At 71.5% G+C, this 22,763-nt stretch carries 18 protein-coding genes and 2 pseudogenes; 8 read left to right on the forward strand and 12 right to left on the reverse strand.

What is annotated here, in order from left to right; translation table 11 throughout:
- Positions 1-37 precede the first annotated feature (37 nt).
- A complete protein-coding gene (locus tag ACFYZ8_RS01415) occupies positions 38-1,834 on the reverse strand; it encodes a glycoside hydrolase family 3 protein (protein ID WP_388536490.1) in 1,797 nt (598 codons plus the stop codon).
- Between the two features lie 369 nt (positions 1,835-2,203).
- Between ACFYZ8_RS01415 and ACFYZ8_RS01420 the strand changes: the two genes are divergently transcribed.
- The 4 genes and pseudogenes from ACFYZ8_RS01420 to ACFYZ8_RS01435 form a co-directional block, all read left to right on the forward strand.
- On the forward strand, positions 2,204-2,449 hold the full coding sequence (locus ACFYZ8_RS01420; protein ID WP_359030354.1) for a hypothetical protein: 246 nt from the start codon (positions 2,204-2,206) through the stop codon (positions 2,447-2,449).
- Between the two features lie 327 nt (positions 2,450-2,776).
- Complete coding sequence (aroA, locus tag ACFYZ8_RS01425) at positions 2,777-4,036, forward strand: 3-phosphoshikimate 1-carboxyvinyltransferase (protein WP_359030353.1); 1,260 nt, start codon at positions 2,777-2,779, stop codon at positions 4,034-4,036.
- A 7-nt stretch (positions 4,037-4,043) separates the two neighbouring features.
- Complete coding sequence (locus ACFYZ8_RS01430) at positions 4,044-4,676, forward strand: GNAT family N-acetyltransferase (protein ID WP_388536492.1); 633 nt, start codon at positions 4,044-4,046, stop codon at positions 4,674-4,676.
- A 51-nt stretch (positions 4,677-4,727) separates the two neighbouring features.
- Positions 4,728-4,962, forward strand: a pseudogene (locus tag ACFYZ8_RS01435) (N-acetyltransferase); the annotation flags it as partial.
- Here the strand turns inward: ACFYZ8_RS01435 and ACFYZ8_RS01440 are convergent.
- The 5 genes and pseudogenes from ACFYZ8_RS01440 to ACFYZ8_RS01460 form a co-directional block, all read right to left on the reverse strand.
- A pseudogene (locus tag ACFYZ8_RS01440) lies at positions 4,949-5,927 on the reverse strand (MFS transporter); the annotation flags it as partial. The pseudogenes ACFYZ8_RS01435 and ACFYZ8_RS01440 sit on opposite strands and share 14 nt — an antisense overlap.
- A gap of 84 nt (positions 5,928-6,011) precedes the next feature.
- Positions 6,012-6,812: a sugar phosphate isomerase/epimerase family protein gene (locus tag ACFYZ8_RS01445; protein WP_359030351.1), complete on the reverse strand. Its 801-nt coding sequence runs from the start codon at positions 6,810-6,812 to the stop codon at positions 6,012-6,014.
- Between the two features lie 103 nt (positions 6,813-6,915).
- Positions 6,916-7,854: a GNAT family N-acetyltransferase gene (locus tag ACFYZ8_RS01450; protein WP_388536494.1), complete on the reverse strand. Its 939-nt coding sequence runs from the start codon at positions 7,852-7,854 to the stop codon at positions 6,916-6,918.
- Positions 7,855-7,930: 76 nt separating this feature from the next.
- On the reverse strand, positions 7,931-8,527 hold the full coding sequence (locus tag ACFYZ8_RS01455; protein WP_359030349.1) for a dihydrofolate reductase family protein: 597 nt from the start codon (positions 8,525-8,527) through the stop codon (positions 7,931-7,933).
- Between the two features lie 94 nt (positions 8,528-8,621).
- Positions 8,622-9,416: a DUF4253 domain-containing protein gene (locus ACFYZ8_RS01460; RefSeq protein WP_388536496.1), complete on the reverse strand. Its 795-nt coding sequence runs from the start codon at positions 9,414-9,416 to the stop codon at positions 8,622-8,624.
- A 99-nt stretch (positions 9,417-9,515) separates the two neighbouring features.
- On the opposite strand from ACFYZ8_RS01460, the gene ACFYZ8_RS01465 reads away from it, so the two are divergent.
- A complete protein-coding gene (locus ACFYZ8_RS01465) occupies positions 9,516-10,100 on the forward strand; it encodes a DinB family protein (protein ID WP_388536498.1) in 585 nt (194 codons plus the stop codon).
- Positions 10,101-10,265: 165 nt separating this feature from the next.
- Here the strand turns inward: ACFYZ8_RS01465 and ACFYZ8_RS01470 are convergent, their stop codons facing one another.
- Positions 10,266-11,312: a LacI family DNA-binding transcriptional regulator gene (locus ACFYZ8_RS01470; protein ID WP_359030346.1), complete on the reverse strand. Its 1,047-nt coding sequence runs from the start codon at positions 11,310-11,312 to the stop codon at positions 10,266-10,268.
- Between the two features lie 265 nt (positions 11,313-11,577).
- Here ACFYZ8_RS01470 and ACFYZ8_RS01475 point away from each other — a divergent pair, with 265 nt between their 5' ends.
- From ACFYZ8_RS01475 to ACFYZ8_RS01485, 3 genes are read left to right on the forward strand one after another with little or no spacing between them, the layout of a single operon-like run.
- Positions 11,578-12,735 carry a Gfo/Idh/MocA family protein gene (locus ACFYZ8_RS01475; protein WP_388536500.1) on the forward strand — a complete coding sequence of 386 codons (1,158 nt, stop codon included), beginning with the start codon at positions 11,578-11,580 and terminating at the stop codon, positions 12,733-12,735.
- Positions 12,732-13,886: a dihydrodipicolinate synthase family protein gene (locus ACFYZ8_RS01480; protein WP_388536501.1), complete on the forward strand. Its 1,155-nt coding sequence runs from the start codon at positions 12,732-12,734 to the stop codon at positions 13,884-13,886. The genes ACFYZ8_RS01475 and ACFYZ8_RS01480 overlap by 4 nt, the downstream gene beginning before the upstream one ends.
- On the forward strand, positions 13,883-14,713 hold the full coding sequence (locus tag ACFYZ8_RS01485) for a sugar phosphate isomerase/epimerase family protein (protein ID WP_388536503.1): 831 nt from the start codon (positions 13,883-13,885) through the stop codon (positions 14,711-14,713). The genes ACFYZ8_RS01480 and ACFYZ8_RS01485 overlap by 4 nt, the downstream gene beginning before the upstream one ends.
- A 49-nt stretch (positions 14,714-14,762) precedes the next feature.
- Here ACFYZ8_RS01485 and ACFYZ8_RS01490 read toward each other — a convergent pair whose 3' ends face one another.
- The 5 genes from ACFYZ8_RS01490 to ACFYZ8_RS01510 form a co-directional block, all read right to left on the reverse strand.
- Positions 14,763-15,629, reverse strand: coding sequence for a DUF1963 domain-containing protein (locus ACFYZ8_RS01490; protein ID WP_388536504.1), 867 nt, complete (start codon positions 15,627-15,629; stop codon positions 14,763-14,765).
- A gap of 206 nt (positions 15,630-15,835) precedes the next feature.
- The gene (locus tag ACFYZ8_RS01495) at positions 15,836-19,024 is read right to left on the reverse strand and encodes an RICIN domain-containing protein (protein ID WP_359030340.1); all 3,189 of its coding nucleotides are present in this window, start codon (positions 19,022-19,024) and stop codon (positions 15,836-15,838) included.
- 84 nt (positions 19,025-19,108) lie between these two features.
- Entirely contained in the window at positions 19,109-20,869 is a 1,761-nt protein-coding gene (locus ACFYZ8_RS01500; protein WP_388536506.1) for an amylo-alpha-1,6-glucosidase, read from the reverse strand.
- A gap of 90 nt (positions 20,870-20,959) precedes the next feature.
- A complete protein-coding gene (locus ACFYZ8_RS01505) occupies positions 20,960-21,769 on the reverse strand; it encodes a carbohydrate ABC transporter permease (RefSeq protein WP_388536508.1) in 810 nt (269 codons plus the stop codon).
- The gene (locus ACFYZ8_RS01510) at positions 21,766-22,749 is read right to left on the reverse strand and encodes a carbohydrate ABC transporter permease (protein ID WP_388536509.1); all 984 of its coding nucleotides are present in this window, start codon (positions 22,747-22,749) and stop codon (positions 21,766-21,768) included. The genes ACFYZ8_RS01505 and ACFYZ8_RS01510 overlap by 4 nt, the downstream gene beginning before the upstream one ends.
- Positions 22,750-22,763: the final 14 nt, after the last annotated feature.

Genomic DNA, 22,763 nt, shown 5'->3' on the forward strand with positions numbered 1-22,763 from the left:
GCGAGGTGCGAGTCGTACGGGAACTACGCCCCGCGCGCTATCGGCGGTACGACAGCCCGTACCCGACCGGGTACAGCACCGTCGCCGGGTCGTCCGCCCGCTGCACCGGCACCGGCAGCCTCCCGCGCGGCGACACCTTCCCGGCGATCACCCGCGCCGCCGCCCGCAGTTCGACGTCGGTCCAGGAGTAGGTCGCCAAGTATGCCGGAACGGTGGGCAGTTGGGCCACGTCGTAGGGGTTGCGGATCGCGATCGCCACCACCGGCCGCCCGGTCGCCACGAGCTGCTCCACGAGCGTCTTCTGCGCGGCCGTGATGTTGTACGTCCCCACGACCACCGCGTCCGCGTCCCGCGCCGCCGCGACGGCCCGTTCGACGGTGGCCGCCGAGGGGGCCGTACCGGTCGGCAGGGCGGTGGCCGTGAAGCCCAGTTCGGTGAGGGCGGCGGCGAGGACCCCGGTGGGCGGGCCGGTCGTGCCGGACGGCGAGGCGGGGTCGGCGCCCACCACGAGCAGCTTGCGGTGGACGCGCCGGGACAGGGGCAGCAGCCGCTTCTCGTTGACCAGCAGGGTCGTCGTCCGCTCGGCGATCCGGTCGGCCGCGGCGAGATGGGCCGGGGTGCCGACGGTCCGGGTGACCCCGTCCTGGCTGACGTACGGCTCCTCGAAGAGCCCCCGCCTGGCCTTGAGCCGCAGGATCCGCAGGATCGACTCGTCGAGGCGCGCCTCGGTGAGCTCTCCGTCCCGTACGGCCTTCAGGACCGCGTTCCACGCCACGTCCAGGGAAGGCGGGTTGAGGAGCTGGTCGACGCCGGCCTTGAGGGCGAGGACGGGGACGCGGTCGTCGCCGTACTTGGTGCGGACGCCCTCCATGCCGAGGGAGTCCGTGACCACGACCCCGTCGTAGCCGAGTTCGCCGCGCAGGATGCCGGTGAGGATCGGGTGCGAGAGGGTGGCCGGGTCGCCCGAGTCGTCGAGGGCCGGGAACTGGATGTGCGCCGTCATGATCGAGTCGATCCCGGCGCGGATCGCGGCCCGGAAGGGCACGGCGTCCAGTTTCTCCCACAGCTCCCGGCTGTGGGTGATGACCGGGAAGCCGTAGTGGCTGTCGACGGCGGTGTCCCCGTGCCCCGGGAAGTGCTTGGCGGTCGCGGCGACTTGGGCGCCCTGGTACCCGGTGACCTCGGCGGCCACCAGCCCGGCGACGGCCTGGGGGTCGGCCCCGAAGGAGCGGACGCCGATCACGGGGTTGGCCGGGTTGACGTTGACGTCGGCGACGGGGGAGTAGTTCTGCCGGATGCCGATCGCCCGGAGCTCCTGCCCCGCGACACGGCCGAGGGCGCGGGCGTCCTGGCGTGATCCACCGGCACCGACGGCCATCGCGCCCGGGAAGAGGGTGGCGGGCGCGCCGACCCGGCAGACGATCCCGTGCTCCTGGTCGGTGGAGATGAGGACGGGCAGCCCGCGCGGCTGTGACAGCGACGCCTTCTGGATGCCGTTGGAGAGGTCGGCGATCTGGTGCGGATCACGGGTGTTGTGCGCCCAGGTGAAGTAGATGATCCCGCCCACCCGGTACCTGGCGATCATCTCGGCGGCCGTACGGACGCCGATCTCCTTGAGGTTGGCGTCGATGTCGGCCTGGTCGGGGGCGGTGGCGGAGTGGCCGTAGACCCGCATCACGAAGAGCTGGCCGACCTTCTCCTCGAGGGTCATACGGGAGACGAGGGAGCGGAGTTTCTTGTCGTGCTGCCGGTCGTCCGCGTGGGCGGTGCCGCCGACGGCGAGGGCCGCGGTGACGCCTGCCGTCGCGGTGAGGACGGTACGTCTGGAGGGCACGTGCGCTCCTTCCGGAGGTGATCCGCTGAAGGAAACTTCCGAGGAGTCAGCAATAACCGGGAAGTTTCTGCCAGTCAAGGGAGTGCACAGTAACCGGAGGGGCCGCCATCGGCGCAGTTGGAGGGGGGCGCGCCGATGACGGCGTGCTGCCGGCCGCAGTACGGAGGAGAGGGTTGGTCAGCGTTCGCAGCCAGCAGCGAGGCCGACGCCGTACCGCGGTGACTCTCCGGCAACTTGCGCATTGGACGAGCGGCGGCCGGGCGGGGTTCCCTGCTCCGGCCCGATTCCCGCAAGTTGGTGAGGCCGGGACCGACGGGGCGGATGAGACGACCCGGCGATCCGGCCCCGCCCCCGGCGTAGGCTCGGCGCATGAGCCAGTTGCTGCCGCTCCTGAGCGTCCTCGCCGGTATCGCCGTGACCCTGGCCCTCTTCACCCTGCTGGCCCGGCACGTCCGCCGCCGCGGCACGGCGGGCGGGGCGCTGCGCGGGGCCCTGGCGGCCCACGACGAGGTGTGGCACGGGACGGCGGCGGACTCGTACTACGAACTCCAGGTACAGACCGACCGGAAGTCACCGCTGCCGGACGACCGGTGGGGGCGGCGACCGCGTCGGTGAGCGGTCGGGGCATCGGCTCAGCGGTGACCGGTGGAGGTGGCGGCCCGGCCGGTCAGTGGGTGAGCGGTGGGGGCGGCGCCGATGCCGGACGACTGGTGGGGGCGGCGACCGCGTCGGTGAGCGGTCGGGGCATCGGCTCAGCGGTGACCGGTGGAGGTGGCGGCCCGGCCGGTCAGTGGGTGAGCGGCGGGGCGGCGCCGCTGCCGGACGACTGGTGGGGCCGGCGGGCCGGGTCGGTGAGCGGAGGCCGACGGTCAGGGTGAACTCCGAGGTCCATCCCGTGGACGTCGCCGCCTCGGGGGCGGTGGTGGGGCGATCATGACGGGCATGCCCGCCGACACGCCCGCCCCGCAGTCCCTCACCCTCCCCGGCTCGAAGTCCATCACCGCCCGCGCCCTCTTCCTGGCCGCCGCGGCCGACGGCGTGACCACCCTCGTACGCCCCCTGCGCTCGGACGACACCGAGGGCTTCGCCGAGGGCCTGGTCCGGCTCGGCTACCGGGTGGGCCGTACGCGGGACACCTGGCAAGTGGACGGCCGCCCGCAGGGACCGGCGGTCGCCGAGGCGGACGTGTACTGCCGTGACGGCGCGACGACCGCCCGCTTCCTGCCCACGCTGGCCGCGGCCGGCCACGGCACGTACCACTTCGACGCCTCGCCCCAGATGCGCCGGCGCCCGCTGCTGCCGCTCTCGCGAGCGCTGCGCGACCTGGGCGTGGACCTGCGCCACGAGGAGGCGGAGGGCCATCATCCGCTGACGGTACGGGCGGCGGGCGTCGAGGGCGGAGACGTGGTCCTGGACGCCGGCCAGTCCTCCCAGTACCTCACCGCGCTCCTGCTGCTCGGCCCCCTGACCCGCCGGGGGCTGCGCATCCGCGTCACCGACCTGGTGTCGGCGCCGTACGTCGAGATCACCCTCGCGATGATGCGGGCCTTCGGGGTGGAGGTGACGAGGCAGGACGACGTGTTCGTGGTCCCGCCGGGCGGCTACCGCGCCACGACCTACGCGATCGAACCGGACGCGTCCACGGCGAGCTACTTTTTCGCGGCGGCGGCGGTGACCCCGGGCGCCGAGGTGACGGTCCCCGGCCTGGGCACGGGCGCCCTCCAGGGCGACCTCGGCTTCGTGGACGTACTGCGGCGGATGGGCGCACAGGTGTCCGTCGGCGCCGACGCCACCACGGTCCGGGGCACCGGCGAACTGCGCGGCCTCACGGTCAACATGCGGGACATCTCCGACACGATGCCGACCCTCGCGGCCATCGCCCCCTTCGCCTCCGCCCCCGTCCGCATCGAGGACGTGGCGAACACCCGGGTGAAGGAGTGCGACCGGCTGGAGGCCTGCGCGGAGAACCTGCGGCGGCTGGGCGTACGGGTGTCGACGGGCCCGGACTGGATCGAGATCCACCCCGGACCAGCCACCGGGGCTCAGGTGACGTCGTACGGCGACCACCGCATCGTCATGTCCTTCGCGGTCACCGGACTGCGGGTCCCGGGAATCTCGTTCGACGACCCCGGGTGCGTACGGAAGACTTTCCCCGGTTTCCATGAGGCCTTCGCCGAGCTGCGAAGGGGCATCGGGGGGTGAGCAAGCGGTGAGTTTCCGGCTGGAAGGTCCGGTCCTGGCAGGCGAGTTGGTGCGCCTGGAGCCACTGGAGCACGGGCACACGGCGGACCTGGCCGTGGCGGCGGAGGAGAACCGCGGCACCTACGAGTTCACGTGGGTGCCCAGGGCCGACGAGGTCGGTGACTACGTCGACGCGCAGCTCGCACGGGCGGCGACGGGACGGCTGGCGCCCTACGCGCAGGTCTCGGTGGCGACGGGACGGGCGGTGGGGGCGACGTCGTTCTGGGAGCCGCGCTGCTGGCGCTCCGACGACCGGCTCGACGCGGTCGAGGTCGGCTTCACCTGGCTGGCGGCCTCCGCACAGGGCACCGGCATCAACGCCGAGGCCAAGCTGCTGCTCTTCCGGCACGCCTTCGACGTGTGGGACGTTTCCCGGGTCGACCTGAAGACGGACGCCCGCAACGACCGCTCACGGGCCGCGATCCAGAGCGTCGGCGCCCGCTTCGAGGGCGTCCTGCGCAACTGGTCCCGCTCCTGGGCTCCCGGCGAGGACGGACGGCTCCGCGACTCGGCGATCTTCTCCGTCACGGCGGAGGAGTGGCCGGAGTGCCGGAAGCGGCTGGAGGAGCGGGTGGCGGGGTTCGTGGCGAGGAGGGGCTGACCGGCGCTCTTGCGCGATGTCACGGTGGACGACGTGGACGCCTACGTCCGGATGCGCTGCGACGGAGGAGGCGGCGGCCGACCAGTCCTGGATCAAGATGATCGTCCCCGATCCGGACCGCCCGAGTGGTGGCGGGGGCGGTGACCATCTGGTCCCACGACCCCGGGAACGGGCCCCTCTCGGAGATCGGCTGGATGGTGCTGCCGGAGTTCCAGGGGCGGTGGGCTTCCGTCTGGTCGGCGAACTCGACATGCCCTTCGCGGGCCGCGTCCTGCGGAGCAACCACCGGCCGGCGCCAGGACGCCCGGGCCAGCCCAGGCGCTGGTGGTCAGGCCGAACAGCGCGAGGGCCGCACCCCAGGCCGCCGACGCGCACAGCATCACCGGGCCGGGACGGGCCAGCCGGGTCACCGGGCCGGAGAACACCGTCGCGGCGACACCGCCCACGGCGAGCGCGGACAGGAACAGACCGAGCGTGCGCGGGTCGCCGCCGAAGCGTTCCTCGTTGACCCAGCGGGAACAGGCTCACCGGCATGGCCAGGACGGTGGCGGCCAGGTCGGTCAGCAGCGCGCCGCGCACCACCCGGTGGCCGGTCGGGAAACGCAGCCCGTCGAGGACACCGTGCAGCCCGGGGCGGGACTTCTCGCCCTCCGGCGGCAGCGCGGGCAGGCCGTAGGCGCCGTAGGACGACATCGTGAAGCTCAGGGTGTCCAGGAGGTAGCAGACGCCGATGCCCCATCAGCCGAGCACGACCCCGGCGACGGCCGGCCCGACCAGCATCATCGCCTGGCCGGTGACCTGCTGGAGCGCGAGACCGGCGGACACCTGCTCCCTGGGCGGCAGCCGCGGCACGAACACACCGGCGGCGGGCGCGCCGAGCGCGGCGAAGGAGGTCTGCACCGCCACCAGGAGCAGGACGACCATCACCGGCGCGTTCCCGCGAAGCCCTGCACGGCCAGCAGCAGGGAGCACACCGCCGAGCCGACGGTACCCGTGAGGTGGACCCGGCGCCGGTCGGCTCGGTCGACCCAGGCGCCCGCGAACAGGCTGACCCCGGCCATCGGCACCGCCCGCGCGACACCGACCGCGCCGCTCCAGACCGTGCTGTGGGTCATGTCCCAGACCTGGTACATGACGGTGACCATGGTCATGAAGGTGCCGAGCGTGGACACCGTGCGCCCGAACAGGAGCCGCCGGAAGACGGGTGAGGTGCCCACGGGCCGTACGGCGAGGAACGCGGCTGAGGCTCATGACACCGGAAGCGGGGGAGGGGCGGGCTGAGGCACCCGGGGACGGTACCGGGCCGTGTCCGTCCCGGCCGGCGATTAGTCGCTGTCAGGCGGAGTCGTTCAGGAGCCGGGCCAGGTGCTCTCGGCCGGCCCCCAGCAGCTCCTCCAGCGGCGCGGCCGCCTCGTACCAGCGCTTCTCGTACTCCCAGCACAGCCAGCCGTCCCAGCCGTGCCGGGACAGCACCTCCACGCACTCCGCGAGCGGCAGGACACCGGCGCCGAGCGCGACCGGGGTGGTGTCCTCGGCCGAGGCGATGTCCTTGACCTGGACGTATCCGAGGTGCGGGGCGAGGGCGGCGTAGGTCTCGGAGGGCTGCTCGCCGCCGAGCCAGGTGTGCATGACGTCCCAGAGCGAGCCGACCTGACGGTGCCCGACCGGGCCGAGGATCCGGATCGCGTCGGCGCCCGTGCGGTGCGAGTCGTGGGTTTCGAGGAGGATGCGTACGTCGAGGTCGCCGGCGTACTCCGCGGCCGTACCGAGTCGCCGGGCGGCCGTGGCGTCGGCGTCCTCGCGGGACTGGTCGGAGGCGGCGCCGGGGAAGACGCGGACGTATCCGGCGCCGAGGTCGCGGGCGAGGTCCAGGAGGCGGTGGATCTCCTCGACCACGGGTTCGTCGTCGCCGGGGGCGGCCACGCGCGCGTACCCGGCGAGACCGAGGACCTCCACGCCCGCCGCCTTGAACTCGGCGACCGCGTCGGCCCGTTCGGCGAGCCCGATACCGGGGTGCACCGGCTCCTCCGGATGCGCGCGCAGTTCTACTCCGTGATAGCCGTGCGTGGCCGCGAGCCGCAGCACGTCGGTCAGGGGGAGGCCGGGGACACCGAGGGTGGAGAACGCCAGTTTCATGCGCTCTACTCTCACCCGACCGAGTCGGTGAGGTCCAGCCGGGGATCGGTACCGGTGGGTCGGCCGGGCCGGCCGGCCGCTGAAGCACTCACCAGCGGCCCTCTCACCCACCCGTCCCCGTCCCTGTCAGCTCCAGTCGCCAGTCCTGTCCGTTCAGGTCCTTGCCGAAGGAGCGGTGGGGTTTCTCGGCGGCCAGGACGAAACCGTGGCGCTGGTAGAGGCGGCGGGCGGCGGCGAGGACGTCGTTGGTCCACAGGACGAGCTCGCGGTAGCCGACGCCGCGCGCGAAGTCGACGACGGCCGTCACCAGCCGGTCCCCGATGCCGAGCCCGCGGGCCTCCGGCTCGACGAGGAGCAGCCGCAGCCGGGCGGTCGCGGGCGCGTCGTCCCGTACGCACATCACACACCCCACCGGCCGCCCGTCCAGCTCGGCGATCCACACCCGCTCCAGATGCGGATCGTGGTCCTCCGCGAAGTCGGCGACGATCCTGGCGACCAGGGCCTCGTAGTCGGCGTTGAAGCCGTACTCGGCGGCGTAGAGGGCCGCGTTCCGGGCGACGATCCAGCCGAGGTCGCCGGGGCCCGGCTCGCGCAGCAGGACGTCCTCGCGGCGGGGCGGGCGGCCGTCGGACAGGAGCGTACGGACGGTCCGCATCGCCTCGGTGAGGCGGGGCCGGTCGGCGGAGGGGACGGTCGCGAGCAGCGCGCCCACGGATTCGTCGGCGCGCTCGGCGAGCAGCGCGGCGGTCTCCCGGCCGCGCGCGGTGAGCGTGACCCGGCGTCGGCGCGGATCGCGCTGCGAGGTCGTGCGCTCGATCAGCCCGTCCTGCTCGAACTTGTTCAGGATCCGGCTCAAGTACCCAGCGTCCAGCGAGAGTTCGGTGCGCAGATCGGCCGCGTCGGTGCGTGGCGAGTGCGCGAGCTCGTACAGGACGCGGGACTCGGTGAGGGTGTACGGCGCGTACAGCCGGCGGCTGTAGTCGAGGGCGCCGATGACGTTGGTGTAGAAGCGGTTGAAGGCGCGGATGTCCTGGACGGTCATGGCGGTCGACCCCCGGATGCTTGACTCAGTCAGAGATACCGATGAGCCGAGCGTAGGACGTCCGCGCCCGCTGCGGCTACTCCTCGGTGGCGGGCCGGTACACGCACACCTGCACGCCGGTCTTCCCGGTGACGGTCGACACCAGCTCGAACGGCCGCTTCGCCCCGTCCTCCGGGAAGATCGACTTGCCGCCGCCCAGGACCACCGGCATCACGATGAGCTGGAGCTCGTCGACGAGCCCCTCGCTGATCAGGGTGCGCACGAGGGTGGGGCTGCCCATCATCGCCAGCTCGCCGCCCTCGCGCTCCCGCAGCTCACGGATCCGCGCGACGGCCTCGGAGCCGGGGATCCGCTCGGTGTTGTTCCAGGTCAGCTCGGAGTCGTCGAGGGTGTCCGTGACGACGTACTTCTTCAGGGAGTTCAGCCGGTCGGCGAACCGGTCCCCGGCGCGCTCCGGCCAGGCCCCCGCCATCGTGAGATACGTCCGCCGCCCGTACAGCAGCGCCTCGGCCCGCTCCATCCCCTCCGTGAACGCCGGACCGAGCACCTCCGGGTCGAAGTAGGGGTGCGACCAGCCGCCGTGCGCGAACCCGCCGTCGGTGTCCTCCTCGGGCCCGCCGGGCGCCTGCACGACCCCGTCCAGACTGATGAACTCACTGACCACGATGCGCATGGGGACTCACTCCGATTCCTGGTCGATTACGGCAGTACAGACCGGCGCGGGGCACGGAACTCATCGGTGCGGGGAGCGTACGGCGTCCTCCGGCTCAGTCCCACCAGAAACGCCACTGCGTCCGCCCCACCAGCTCGCGCGCGTACTCCGGGAACGGCGTCGGCGGGTCGTCCACGATGTTGTCCGCGGTGGACAGCACATGCTCCAGGGCGAGCCGCTCGGCATCCGCCGGGTCGAGGGGCGGCCGGGCGACGGAGACATACAGCTCGCCGCCGTACGCGGCCACGACCCGGGCCCCGAACCGCTCCTCCCAGCTCCGCAGCAGGGCTCCCATGAGCGGCATCGGCGGGTCATCGGTCCAGCCGATCACGGCCGGCACGTCGGCGGAGCTGCGGGCGGGGACGAGGACGAGGCTGAGGGAGCTCGCGTACGGCCCGGTGCGCAGGAGATCCGCGACGGTACGGCCCGCCACCTCCTCGGGCCCCGGACCGGCACCGGTGTCCGGAGCGGCGGGCGCGAGCCCCGGCCAGTTCTCGAACGGCGGCCCCGGATCGTGCGGCCAGGGCTCGACGTCCTCCGGGGTGTCGTCCGAGGGCTCCGCGGGGGAGGGATCGGACCAGGCCGGCAGCCGTTGCTCCCGGTACTCCGCGAAGTCGGCCGCGAGGACCTCGTCCAGGCGTACGGCGTCGGCGGCGACCGGATCCGCGGGCCGTGCGGGGTCGTTGGGCCAGCACAGGTGAGGGTGCAGCCCGGTGACGGCGGCCTGCCTCAGCAGATCCGCCCACAACTCCTCTATGCCGCCCGGCAGTTCGTCGGAGATCCAGACCTCCGTCGGACCTCGTCGCTCGAACCGCCCGGTGGGCAGCCCGTGGGGAAGGGAAAAGACCATGCCCGGACGATAGACGGGGCCACTGACAACGGACGGTCCGAGGACCTGGCCGCCCCCATATTCGGTGGACAGCGATCACGCCGCCGACAGACTGGTCCGATGACCACCACGGACCCCGCCGCCGACCTCCGCCTCTACCTCCAGGACGCCCGCGACTCCCTGCTCCTGAAGCTCGACGGCCTCTCCGAGTACGACGTCCGCCGCCCCCTCACTCCGACCGGCACCAACCTCCTGGGACTGGTGAAGCACCTCACCGGTGCCGAGGCCCTCTACTTCGGCGAGACCTTCGGCCGGCCGCTCCCCGGGGCCCAGCCCTTGTGGATCACCGGCGCCGCCGAACCGAACGCCGACCTGTGGGCGACCCCCGACGAGAGCCGCGAACACATAATCGACGGCTACCGCCGGGCCTGCGCCCACGCGGACGAGACCCTCGACGCCCTCCCTCTGGACACCGTCGGCCGAGTCCCCGGGCCCCCGCACTCCGAACTCACCCTCCACCGCATCCTGATCCACATGATCGCCGAGAGCCACCGCCACGTCGGCCACGCCGACGTCGTACGCGAACTCGCGGACGGCTCGGTGGGCCAGCGGTCGGAGGGCGACAACATGGCGCCGGGGGACGGGACTTGGTGGGAGCAGTACCGGAACCGGGTGGAGGAGGCGGCGAGAAAGGCGGCCGGGTAACAGGGGGTTCCCCCAACCCCCCTGGGGGCGTGGGGGCTCCCAACCCCCCTGGGGGCGTGGGGGCTCCCAACCCCCCTGGGGGCGCGGGGAACTGCGCGACCGCCCCCACCGCCCCGCACCCGCCAACGAAGCAGCAACGACCGACCCCCGCCACCCAACCCGAACTCAGGCCCGCGGCGCCCCAGAAGACCCCCGCACCATCAACTCCCCCCGAACCGTAGCGATCCCCCCGGGCGGCGGCTCCTCCCGCCCCATCGCGATCCGTCCCGCCCGGGCCCCCGCCTCCGCCAACGGCAACCGCACCGTCGTCAGCGCGGGCACCGCGTCGATGCTGAACGGCAGGTCGTCGAACCCGGCGACGGACACGTCGTCCGGAATCCGCAGCCCGGAGTCCCGCAGCGCCGCGCACGCCCCCAGCGCGACGGAGTCGTTCGCGGCGACGACGGCCGTGAGCGACGGATCCCGCCGCAGCAGCTCCAGCGTGGCCTCGTACCCGGACCGCCGGTCGTAGCGGCCGTGCACGGTCCACCGGGGGTCCTCCTCGATCCCGTGCGCCTCCAGTGCCGCCCGGTGGCCCTCCAGCCGGTGCCGGGTCGTCGTGCGCTCCTCGGGGCCCGCGATGTACCCGAGGCGGCGGTGCCCGAGCCCGATGAGGTGCTCCGTCAGCTCCTTGCCCCCGCCCCGGTTGTCGAAGGTCAGCGCGAACGCCCCGGTCTCCGGCGCCGGCGGCCGCCCGCACAGCACGATCCGCGTCCCCGCGTCCGCCAGCTTCCGCAGCTTCGCGGACATCGCCGCCTTGTGCGGCGCGGCCTCCGTCGCCCCGCCCGTCAGTACGACCGCCGCCGCCCGCTGCCGCTGGAGCAGGGTGAGATAGGTCAGCTCCCGCTCCGGAGACCCCCCGGTGTTGCAGACCACACCCAGCCGTTCCCCGCCCGCGCGTCCGCCCGGCCCGCCGATCTCGGACTGGATCGCGCCGGCCATGATCCCGAAGAAGGGGTCGGCGATGTCGTTCACGAGGATCCCGACGAGATCCGACGTGGCGGCGGCGAGCGAGCTCGCCGGACCGTTCAGCACGTAGTCCAGCTCGTCCACGGCCCGCAGCACCCGCTCACGGGTGGACGCGGCCACGGGGTAGTTCCCGTTCAGTACGCGCGACACCGTCGCGGGGGAGACCTGGGCGCGGGCCGCCACGTCCGCCAGGGTCACCGTCATCTCGTCGTCCTCCGGTCGCGCGCCGCAGCGCATCTCAGTCGTACTCCGTCGTACACGCGGGCGCCCATGGCCCGGTTCCGAGCCGACCTTAAGCCCATTACCCTGAGTTGTTCGCCCCCTCGAACAACTCACCCCTGTCGCGCTCTTGTCCAGACCGCTGGTCAGAGGCTAGCTTCTACCTAGATAGAAAGCGCTTGCTGTAACGCTCATCAGTGGAGCGTGCGCGGCGCGCACAACCGCGTACGACTCCTATGAAGGGAATGACGTGACACGCAAGACGGTGCGTATCGCCATGAACGGTGTGACGGGGCGCATGGGCTACCGCCAGCACCTCGTCCGCTCGATCCTCGCCCTCCGCGAGCAGGGCGGTCTCGACCTCGGTGACGGCAACGTGCTGTGGCCCGAGCCGATCCTCGTCGGCCGCCGTGAGCACGCCCTGAAGGCCCTCGCCGAGCAGCACGGCCTGGACCCGGCGAACGTCTCCACCGACGTGGACGCGGTCCTCGCCGACCCGACCGTCGAGATCTACTTCGACGCCCAGGTGACCTCCGCGCGCGAGGAGGCCATCAAGAAGGCGATCGCCGCCGGCAAGCACATCTACACCGAGAAGCCCACCGCCACCGGCCTCGACGGCGCCCTTGAGCTGGCCCGCCTCGCCGAGGCGAAGGGCATCAAGCACGGCGTCGTCCAGGACAAGCTCTTCCTGCCCGGCCTGCTCAAGCTGAAGCGCCTCATCGACGGCGGCTTCTTCGGCCGGATCCTCTCGATCCGCGGCGAGTTCGGCTACTGGGTCTTCGAGGGCGACTGGCAGCAGGCCCAGCGCCCGAGCTGGAACTACCGCGCCGAGGACGGCGGTGGCATCGTTGTCGACATGTTCCCGCACTGGGAGTACGTGCTCCACGAGCTCTTCGGCCGCGTGAAGTCGGTCCAGGCCCTCACCGCCACCCACATCCCCGAGCGCTGGGACGAGAACGACAAGCCCTACGACGCCACCGCCGACGACGCCGCCTACGGCATCTTCGAGCTGGACGGCGGCGCGATCGCCCAGATCAACTCCTCCTGGGCCGTCCGCGTCAACCGCGACGAGCTCGTCGAGTTCCAGGTCGACGGGACGGAGGGCTCCGCCGTCGCCGGGCTGCGCAACTGCCGCGTCCAGCACCGCTCGGCCACCCCCAAGCCGGTCTGGAACCCGGACATCCCCGCCACCGAGGTCTTCCGCGACCAGTGGCAGGAGGTCCCCGACAACGCGGACTTCGACAACGGCTTCAAGGCCCAGTGGGAGCTCTTCCTCAAGCACGTCTACGCCGACGCCCCCTACCAGTGGGACCTCCTCGCCGGCGCCCGCGGTGTCCAGCTCGCCGAACTGGGCCTGAAGTCCTCGGCGGAGGGCCGCCGTCTCGACGTACCGGAGATCTCGCTGTGACGATCCAACTCCCGGACTCCAAGGGGGGCTTCAGGGCCTACGAGCCCCGCAAGGAACCCCTCGCCGCCACCCCCGGCACCCCCTTCACCTCCCGTACGGTCTTCTCGGCGGCGCACGTCGTCGCCGACCCGTTCGCCGACACCACGCCCGACTCGCCCGCCGCCGTCGACTGGGACGCCACCCTCGCCTTCCGCCGCCACCTGTGGTCGCACGGGCTCGGCGTCGCCGAGGCGATGGACACCGCCCAGCGCGGGATGGGTCTGGACTGGGCGGGCGCGGCCGAGCTGATCCGCCGCAGCGCCGCCGAGGCCAAGTCGGTCGGCGGACTCATCGCCTGCGGAGTCGGCACCGACCAGCTCACCGGCCCCGCCACCCTGGACGAGGTCCGCGCGGCCTACGAGGAGCAGCTCGCCCTCGTCGAGGAGTCCGGCGCCCAGGCCATCCTGATGGCCTCCCGGGCCCTCGCGGCCGCTGCCAAGGGTCCCGAGGACTACCTGGAGGTCTACGGCCACCTGCTGCGCCAGGCCACCGAGCCGGTCATCCTGCACTGGCTGGGCCCGATGTTCGACCCGGCCCTGAAGGGCTACTGGGGCTCGTCCGACCTGGACGCGGCGACCGACACCTTCCTCCAGGTCATCGCGGCCCACCCCGACAAGGTCGACGGCATCAAGGTCTCGCTCCTGGAGGCCCAGCGCGAGATCGACATCCGCCGCCGCCTCCCGCAGGGCGTCCGCTGCTACACCGGCGACGACTTCAACTACCCCGAGCTGATCGCGGGCGACGACCAGGGCTTCTCCCACGCCCTGCTCGGCATCTTCGACCCGCTGGGCCCGCTGGCCGCCGAGGCGGTCCGCGTCCTGGACACGGGTGACGCGAAGGGCTTCCGTGAACTCCTCGACCCCACGGTCGAGTTGTCCCGGCACCTCTTCCAGGCGCCGACCCGCTTCTACAAGACGGGCGTGGTCTTCCTCGCCTGGCTGGCCGGTCACCAGTCGCACTTCACGATGGTCGGCGGCCTCCAGTCGGCCCGCTCCCTCCCGCACTTCGCGCGCGCCTACGAACTCGCCGACGGCCTGGGCCTGTTCCCGGACCCGAAGCTGGCCGAGGAGCGCATGAAGAACCTGCTGTCCCTGTACGGGGTGACCCAGTGACCGACCTGTCCCGCTTCTCCATCAACCAGATGACGGTCAAGCAGCTGTCGATCCCGGAACTGGTCGACGCCTGCCGCGAGCTGGGCATCGGCAACGTCGGCCTGTGGCGCGAGCCCGTCCGGTCGTACGGCGTGGAGGAGACGGCCAAGCTGGTCCGCGACGCGGGCCTCACGGTCACCACCCTGTGCCGCGGCGGTTTCTTCACGGCGATCGACCCGGCCGAGCGGGCCGCGGCGCTGGACGACAACCGGCGCGCGGTCGACGAGGCGGCCACCCTCGGCACCGACACGCTGGTCCTGGTCTCCGGCGGCCTCCCGGCCGGCTCGAAGGACCTGCACGGCGCCCGCGAACGCATCGCGGACGCCTTGTCCGTCCTCGGCCCGTACGCCGAGGAACAGGGCGTGAAGCTGGCCATCGAGCCGCTGCACCCCATGTACGCCTCCGACCGCTGTGTGGTCTCCACGCTCACCCAGGCCCTCGACCTGGCGGAGCGCTTCCCCGCCCAGCAGGTCGGCGTCACGGTGGACACGTACCACATCTGGTGGGACGACAACGCGCCCGCGCAGATCGCCCGGGCGGGCGCGGGCGGCCGTATCCACACCTTCCAGCTCGCGGACTGGACGACCCCGCTGCCGGAGGGCGTCCTCAACGGCCGCGGCCAGATCGGTGACGGCGCGATCGACATGCGGGAGTGGCAGCGGTACGTCGAGGCGGCCGGGTACACCGGCGCCATCGAGGTCGAGCTGTTCAACGACGCCCTGTGGGCCCGAGACGGCCGCGAGGTCCTCGCGGAGACGGCGGAACGGTTCGTGACGCACACCCTGTGACGGCTGCTCGGTCCCCGCCCCGCCGAGCCCGGGGTGGGGACCGTGAGCCCTACGGATTCCGGAACACCGTCGTGAACGTGCGGTCGAAGCGCCGGGCGGCCAGGTCCGCGCGCTGGATGGCCCAGTGGACGGTGGCGCCCTCCAGCCCGTCGATCCAGGGAGTCCAGTCGGCGAGCAGGACCCAGTCCGCGAGGTCGGCCGACACCGGCTCGCCGCCGCCCCAGCGCCCCGCCCGCGCCTCGTCGACCGCGTACGACATGGCCTGCCCGACGGGGTCCGTGTCGATGGCCTCCTCGTCGGCGTACCCACCGAGCTGGAGCCGCCCCGAGGAGGCGATGTCGCCGTGGGTCTCGCGCCACACCGCGGCCAGTTCCCCGGAGCGCGGATGCCCGGGGAGCGGTACCCAGCGGGGCTCCTCGGGCATCTCGACCCAGTGGTGGTACGGCAGCGAGACGTCGACCGTCGCCCGGAGCCGCTCCTGCGGGAACCGCGCGAAGACCTCCTGGTACTCGTCGTCGTTGTCGAACCAGGCCCACCCCTCCTTGTCCCGCTCCTCCACGGCGGTCCCCACGGGGACGTACACCACGCTCCCCATGGTGTCCCCGTCGCCGAAGTCCTCGGGATAGGCGAACAGCAGCAGGTGGCCGTCGGGCGGCAGCGGAAGGTCCGTCGCACCGGTGGGCAGGGCCGCGAGGTCGATGGACGCGACGAAGGGGTGGAAGGGGTGCGGTGTCCCGACCGGAAGCGTCAACGGCCCTCCGAACCGCCCCACCACCGGCCCGTCCCCGTCCTCGGCCAGCGTCGCGCAGGGCCGGGCGGTGTGCATCCACCGCTCCACGTCCTCGGCGGGTATCCCACGCGCGAGCGCCTTGTCACGGAAGGGCCCTAATCTCTCTCGCATCTCGTCAGGAGTCATGGAGGAAACCTAGGGCCGGGCACTGACAAAAAAATCCGTGGACCCGTACAACCCTTCCCCCACCTCGCCGGTCGTACTTGGCATCAGGACTCTTGGAGGGGGATCCGGGGGGATCGCGGGGGTTCTGACGGGGAGGGAAAAGCCGAAGGGGTCCGGTCGTCAGGCCGGGCCCCTTCGAAGTGCGTGCGGGGTGGATCCGCCGCTGATCAGCTCTTGCCGAGCAGCCGCCAGATCTGGTTCTTCTTGGTGGTCAGCGTGCTCCCGGTGTCGCAGGTCCACTGGTGGACGAGGGCGCCGGGCGCGGTGGAGATGGTGCTGACGTCGACGCACTTGCCGCTGTGCACGGCGACCAGCTGGTAGTCGTGGCTGTTGCCGAGCGCGGTCACCGCTCTCAGTGTGAACCGCTGGTTGGTGCCGTTGAGGCAGGTCCACTGCTGGACGGCGGCCCCGTCGGCCGTGGAGAGGCCGGAGACGTCCAGGCACTTGCCGCTGGAGTGGTTGACGACGGTGTAGGTGTCGGTCGTACCGGCGACGGGGTGGAAGTCGAAGATCTGCTCCTGGCCGGTGCCGCAGGTGTTCTGCTGGTACTGGGTGCCGTCGGCGGTGGACTTGGCCGGGTCTTCGAGGCAGAGCTGGCTGTGCTGGGCGACCGCGGTGGAGGAGAAGCCGGTGGAGGCGCCGATGTGCAGGCTCGCGGGGGCGAAGGAGACCTGGTCGAGGTGGGGTGCGGAGCTGGAGCGCATGGGCTGCCCGATGTCGCTGCCGCCGCCGGAGTAGACCAGCCCGATGGTGGTGCCGTCGTAGTTGTAGAGCTGCGAGGCGGTGAACTTGACGGTGTTGGCGCCCTTGGTGAGGGTCACGGGGACGGTGTAGTCCTCGAACTGGTTCCAGTGCAGGGTGCTGGCGAAGTTGACGCGGGTGGCGCTGCCGCCGTTGACGCTGACGTCGGCGTGCTCGGCGTACAGGTCCGGGTTGTAGTGGTTGGAGGGCAGTTCCTCGGCGTTGGCGTAGCGCATGGTCATGGCGTAGGTGCCGGCCGTGGGCGCGTTGACGTTGAGGGTGAGGGAGTTGGCGGTTCCGTTGCCGATGCCGGTGACGACGCCGCCGTTGGCCTGGCTGTAGGTGGTGTCGGTGGCCGCGGTGCCGGTGAGCGTGCCGTTCTCGGCCTGGTAGGTGACGACGTTTCCGGTGGTGACGGCGTCGGTGGCGCTGAACGGGGTGACGGCCAGGTCGTCCAGGGACAGGGTGCCGCTGCTGCCGGTCACCTTGACCTTGTTGACGCCGCCGTTGAGGTACACCCGGTTGGTCGAGGTGGACCAGGCGCCGGTCGTCGCCCCGGAGAGGGTCTGGTCGTTGGTGGTCTGGCCGTTGACGGTGAGGGCGGCCTGGCCGGTGTTGCGGTAGCGGGCCGTCAGGTCGGCGTATCCGTCCCGCGCGGAGTAGACCCAGAAGGTCGCGGACTTGCCGGAGGTGAGGTTCACCGCGCCGGCGCCGGACTGGCCCTGGGAGGTGTAGGTGGCGGTGCCGCTGTCGGACAGGTTGGCCTGCTCGGCCTCGTAGAGCGTGGTGCCCTGGACGGAGGCGTCCTGGTACCGCAGGTCGATCTTGTCGATGATGGCGTCACCGGTGGTCTTCGCGCCGTTGTCGCCGGTGGTGGCCAGGGTGATGGTGTGGCTGCCGGCGGTCAGGTGCACGGTGGCGTCGCTGTGCCCCCACACCACCCACTGGAAGCCCACCGGTATGTCGATCCTGGTCGAGGCCCCGCCGTCGACCCGCGCGTACACGTCCGTCGGGCCCTTGACGTCGGCGTCCTTGGCGTAGCTGTTGCCGAACACCGACAGGGTGTAGTCCCCGGTGGTGGGAACGTTGACGGGAAAGGAGATCACCGTGGTCGAGCCGGTGCGCAGGCCTCCGACGTCCTTGGTGCCGGAGGTGGCGAACTTGCCGACGTTGCCGGTCGTGCCCTCGGTGTTGATGTTGTAGCCGCTGCCGCTGAGGGTGGCGTTCTCGGCCTCGTACGTGCCCGTCCAGGTGCTGTCGGATGCGGTGCTGCTGCCCGTGCCGCCCGGGGAGACGATCACCTCGTAGGCGGACATGGCGTCGAGGGTGAGGGGAAGGGTGATCGAGCCGTCGGAGCCCACGGCGACGTCCGCGTCGGAGAGCCGGGTCGGGGTGGCCGCCGCGCCGATGTAGCCGCTGTAGCGGTCCTGGAACACGCTGACGTGCACGGTGCTGCCGAAGACCGCGGGGTCGATGCCCTTGATGACCGTGCTGGAGTCACCGCTGGTACCGCCCCCGGCGAGGATGACGCGGGCCTGCTTCTTGGCCGTGTCCAGACTCGCCAGACCCTGAAGGGTGTAGGCGGCGTTGGCGCCGGTGCTGGTGACCTTGACGGTGTTGCCGCTCATGGAGCTGTACCAGTTGTACAGCCACCACTGGGCGTTGGGGGTGTTCTGGGCGGCGGCGGAGTCGCCGAGGTTGCCGTTGATGTTCCAGTACGGCAGGTTGCCGTCGATCTTCTCGTCCTCGATGCCCGCGATCCACTGGACCATCTGGCCGGGGTCGGTCAGGTGGTAGCGGTGGGCGTACTCGTTGAGGTTGACGGTGATCGGGGAGGTGATGCCCGTGGCGGTCTCCGCCGCGCGGTAGGTGTTGACCGTGTTGCGGACGTCCGCCGGGCTGCCCAGGGTGTGCCAGGTCACCACGTCGGGCAGGCAGCTGTTGGCCTTGCAGTAGGTGAGGAAGCTCCTGAGGGCGGAGTCGCTGTAACTGGAGAGGTTGGGTCCCGCCAGGCGTGCCGCGGGCCAGATGCCCTTGATGAAGTTGTAGGTCTGGAGCCACTCGGCGTTGAAGTTGGCCTGCGCGGTCGAGTTGGTGCGCATGCCGCTGAACCAGTTCAGGTCGGGCTCGTTGTAGGGGATGAAGACGATGTGGCTCGCGTAGGGGCTGGCCATCGCCTGCTCGACCTGGGTCTTCATGGTCGCCTGGTAGGCCGAGTAGCTCGTGCGCTCGTAGTTGGCCCGGTAGACGTCCGTCATGTAGATGAAGACGTCCCCGCCGCCGCTGTCGGTGAAGGGCTTGGCGATCTCCAGGGCGTCCGAGCCGGGGTGCTGCTGACCGTCCTGGTACTTGGTGTTGGTGGTCTTAAGCCCCATCCCCTCGATGAGGTTGTTCGTCGGCACGTCCTGCCCGTACAGGCCGTACAGCGCCCCGGAGGCGCCGCCGCGGAAGGCGCCGGTGGTGGTGCCGAGATCGACGGTGAGGGTGGGGGTGGCGGCGGAGGCCGGCGTCGCCATCGTGGTGACGCCGGCTATGACGGTCAGCGGGAGCAGCGTCCTGGTGATGCCGTGGAGAAGGCGTCTGCTGGTCGAGCGCCTTTGCCCGATTCGTGGCATGTCCTTACGTCCCTTCAGGGATGTGGCTGGTTGTTGCTGCGCCGGCCCCCGTGCCGGACGTGTGGGTGGGTTGTCGCTCTTCGGTCAGGCGACAGTGGTGTCGGCCGCGGTCTCCGAACGGCGTCGGCGGTGGTCGTGGGCGAGCAGCAGATAGCTGCTCGCGGTCCAGGTGTAGGCGCGGTCGCGGAGTCCCTCGCCGGTCAGCGCGTCGAAGTTCTCGGCGAAACCGGAGGTTTCGCACAGGGCGCGGAAGCGGGCGCTGATCTCGTCCGCGAGCCGGTCGTGCCCGGCGCGGCGCAGGCCGTCCTCGATGAGGACGGTGGCGGGGGCCCAGATCGGGCCGCGCCAGTAGCCGTCGGACTCGTAGTGCGGGGAGCCGGGGTGTTCGGTCGCCAGGCCGTGGGCGGTGAGGTGGGCCTCGATCCGTGCGGCCAACTGGTCGTGGACTTTGGCGGGCAGGCGGTCGCCGAGCACGATCGGCATCAGGTCGAGCAGGCTCGCGCTCGGGGAGAGGGCTCCGCCGTGGGCCGGGCGGCTCAGGAACCGTTCGCCGTCCCACAGCTCGTCCAGCAGGGCGGCCTGGAGGGCGTCGGCTGTCTCGGTGCGGTGCCGGGAGTCCTCCGGGAAGCCCAGTTCGGCGGCCAGCCGGGCCAGTTCGTCGAGCTGGAGGATCAGCGTCGCGGTGAGGTCGGCGGTGACGGCGAGGCGTCCGGGGTCGAAGGTGGTGGCGTTGTCCCAGCCGCTGTCGTTGCCGTGCTGGTAGTGCGGCAGGGCGGCGCCGGGGGCGCGCCGGGCGGTGAGCCAGAAGTCCGTCCAGCGGGTCAACCTGTCGTACGCCTCCGCCAGTTGCGCCGGTTCGAGAGGTTCGGTGAGCCGGGTGCGCAGGTGGCCCAGGGCCCAGCCGTGGATGGGCGGTTTGACGAAGTTGTAGAGGACCTCCGAGTGGGTGACGGAGTCGGGCAGGGCTCCGGTCTCGTCCTGGTGGTCGAAGGGCAACTGGAACTGGTCCCAGGCCAGTTCGGGGCAGCCGGGGGCCAGGGCCAGGGCGTTGAAGCAGTGGTCCCAGCTCCAGACCTTGTCCATCCAGTGCTTGGACATCAGCACACCGGGCCGGGTGACCTGGCCGGCCGGGCGGACGGTCGCCGACCACACCACGTAGGCGGCGAGTTCGGCGGCCGGAGTGTCGTCCGAGCGCCAGGGGGCGACCGTGTCGGCGAACTCGGCGAACGATCGCCGCGCGGCCTCCATGACCTCGCCGAACGCCGCCGAGGTGCGGTAGGGCCGACGCGCGCTGTCGAGTTCCTCGACCGCGACCTCCCACGATCCGTCGGATTCGGCGGCGACCGTGAGACCGCGGTCCCCGGCGCCCAGGGCCTGGGAGCCGGACACCTCGGCGACCGTGCCGGACAGCACGGTGATCCGGTAGCGGCGCCCGGTCTCGTAGGAGGTGAACGTGTGGGCTCCGTCCACCGGGTCGCGGTAGAAGTAGGTGCCGCTGAACGGGGTCAGCGCCGGGGCCGCCGCCGAGATCCGCAGTGGCACACCCGCACCGCGCAGCCGTACGGTGTCCGGCGACTCGTAGGTGAGATCCACGCGTCCGGCCGCCCCGGTCCAGGTCAGCAGGGCCGGTGTGGCCTCGACGCGGGTCTCGGCGCGGTCGCCCGTCGCGGGATCGAGGGGGACGAAGCTCAGGACGGCGTGCATGCCGTTCTGGTGCGAGACGAGGTGGAGGTCCTCGGCGTACGTCTTCTCCGCCACCACGGGGGAGATGCCGAACCAGGATCCGTACGTGCTGAACGGGATGTCGTGGACGGAGAAGGCCGGGCCGGACGGGGCGGCGGTCATGCTGGCGGTACTCGTTTCTTGAGGGGGGACGGTCGGTGGTCAGCCGGGCGGGGCGACGGTGCGCGCACGGCGGTTCGTCTGCTGGCCGGGTCAGTCCTTGACGGCGCCGGCGGTCACACCGGCGGCGACGTAGCGCTGGGCGAGGACGAGGATGACCGTGGCGGGCAGGGAGGCCACGACGGCGGTGGCCATGATGGCGTTCCACTGCTGGTTGTTGTTGCCGATGTAGTGGTAGATGCCCAGCGTGATCGGCTCATGGGCGCCGCCGCCCGCGAGGGTGCTGGCGAAGATGAAGTCGGACCAGGACCACAGGAACGCGAACAGCGACACCGTCACGATCGAGTTGCGGCTCATCGGCAGGACGACGGACCAGAAGGTGCGCAGGGCGTGCGCTCCGTCCATCTGCGCGGCCTGGATCAGCTCGCCGGGGATGCCGGACATGAACGCGGTGAAGATGAGCACCGCGAAGGGCACGGCCAGGGTGGAGTCGGCGACGATCAGTCCGGGCACCGACTGGAGCAGGCCGAGCTGGAGGTAGATGGCGTAGAAGCCCATCGCCATGATGATGCCGGGGATCATCTGGGCGACCAGCAGCAGGAAGCTGAGCACGCCCCCGCCGCGCGGGCGCAGTTTGGCCAGCGCGTAGCCGGCCGGGGCGGCCAGCGCCACGGTCAGCACGACGGTGCCCAGGCCGATGACGAGGCTGGTGCCGAGGTAGGGCAGCTGCTGGTCCAGGACCGCCCGGTAGCCGGCCAGGGTGCCGTGGACGGGGAACAGGTCCGGCGGGGACTTGCGCATGTCCTGGTCGCGGGTGAAGGACACGTTGATCATCCAGTAGACCGGGAAGAGCATGACCGCGGTCAGCAGCAGACCGACGACGGTCTTCAGGCTTTTGCTCATGACAGCGCCTGCTTTCGCTGGACCTTCAGGTAGATCAGGCCGAAGACCAGGGCGGCGACCACGAGCAGGTTGCCGACGGCCGCGCCGGGGCCGAAGGCGGGCAGCAGGTTGCCGAAGCCGAGCTGGTAGGACCAGGTGGCGAAGGTGGTGGACGAGTCCGCCGGGCCGCCCTTGGTCATGATCCAGATGATGTCGAAGACCTTGAGGGTGTAGACGAGGCCGAGGAGCAGGGTGATCGCGGAGACCGGGCGCAGCAGCGGGAAGGTGATGTTCCAAAAGCGCCGCCAGGCGTTCGCCCCGTCCAGGGCCGCCGCCTCGTACAGCGAGGCCGGGATGGACTGCAGGCCGCTGTAGAGGACGACCAGGTTGAACGGGACCCCGATCCAGATGTTCGCGATGATCACCGAGGTCAGTGACCAGGACGGCGAGGTCAGCCAGTTCACCGGGCCGACACCGACCGCGTGCAGGACGGCGTTGACGACACCGGAGTCGCTGTTGAGCATCCACGACCAGGTCGACGCGGACACGATCAGCGGCAGCAGCCAGGGCACCAGGAACAGCGCCCGCAGGGTCGCCGAGAGCCGGAAGTTCTGGTGGAAGAAGACCGCCAGCGCCAGACCGATCGCGTACTGGAAGAGCAGGCACACGCCGGTGAACACCACGGTGTGCCACAGGGCCGGGGCGAAGGTCGGGTCGTCGAAGACCTTGCGGTAGTTCGCCAGGCCCGTGAACGGGGCGTCGCCGCGGACGAAGGAGCGCACCGTGTAGTTGCGCAGGCTCAGGTCGAGGTTGCGGTACAGCGGATAGGCGTAGAACAGGACGAGGTACAAGCTCACCGGGGCGAGGAACGCCCAGGCGGCCCATTGAGGGGAGCGGGGACGGCGGCGGGAAGTGGGGCGGGCCGGGGGCGGGACGGCGGTCGCCGCCCCGTTCCCGTCGCGGACCGGCAGCGCAACCGGCGCTGGTGTCGTGCGGTTCATCAACGAGCCTCTGC

Source organism: Streptomyces sp. NPDC001668, from assembly GCF_042893155.1.
In the GTDB taxonomy this organism is placed as follows: domain Bacteria; phylum Actinomycetota; class Actinomycetes; order Streptomycetales; family Streptomycetaceae; genus Streptomyces.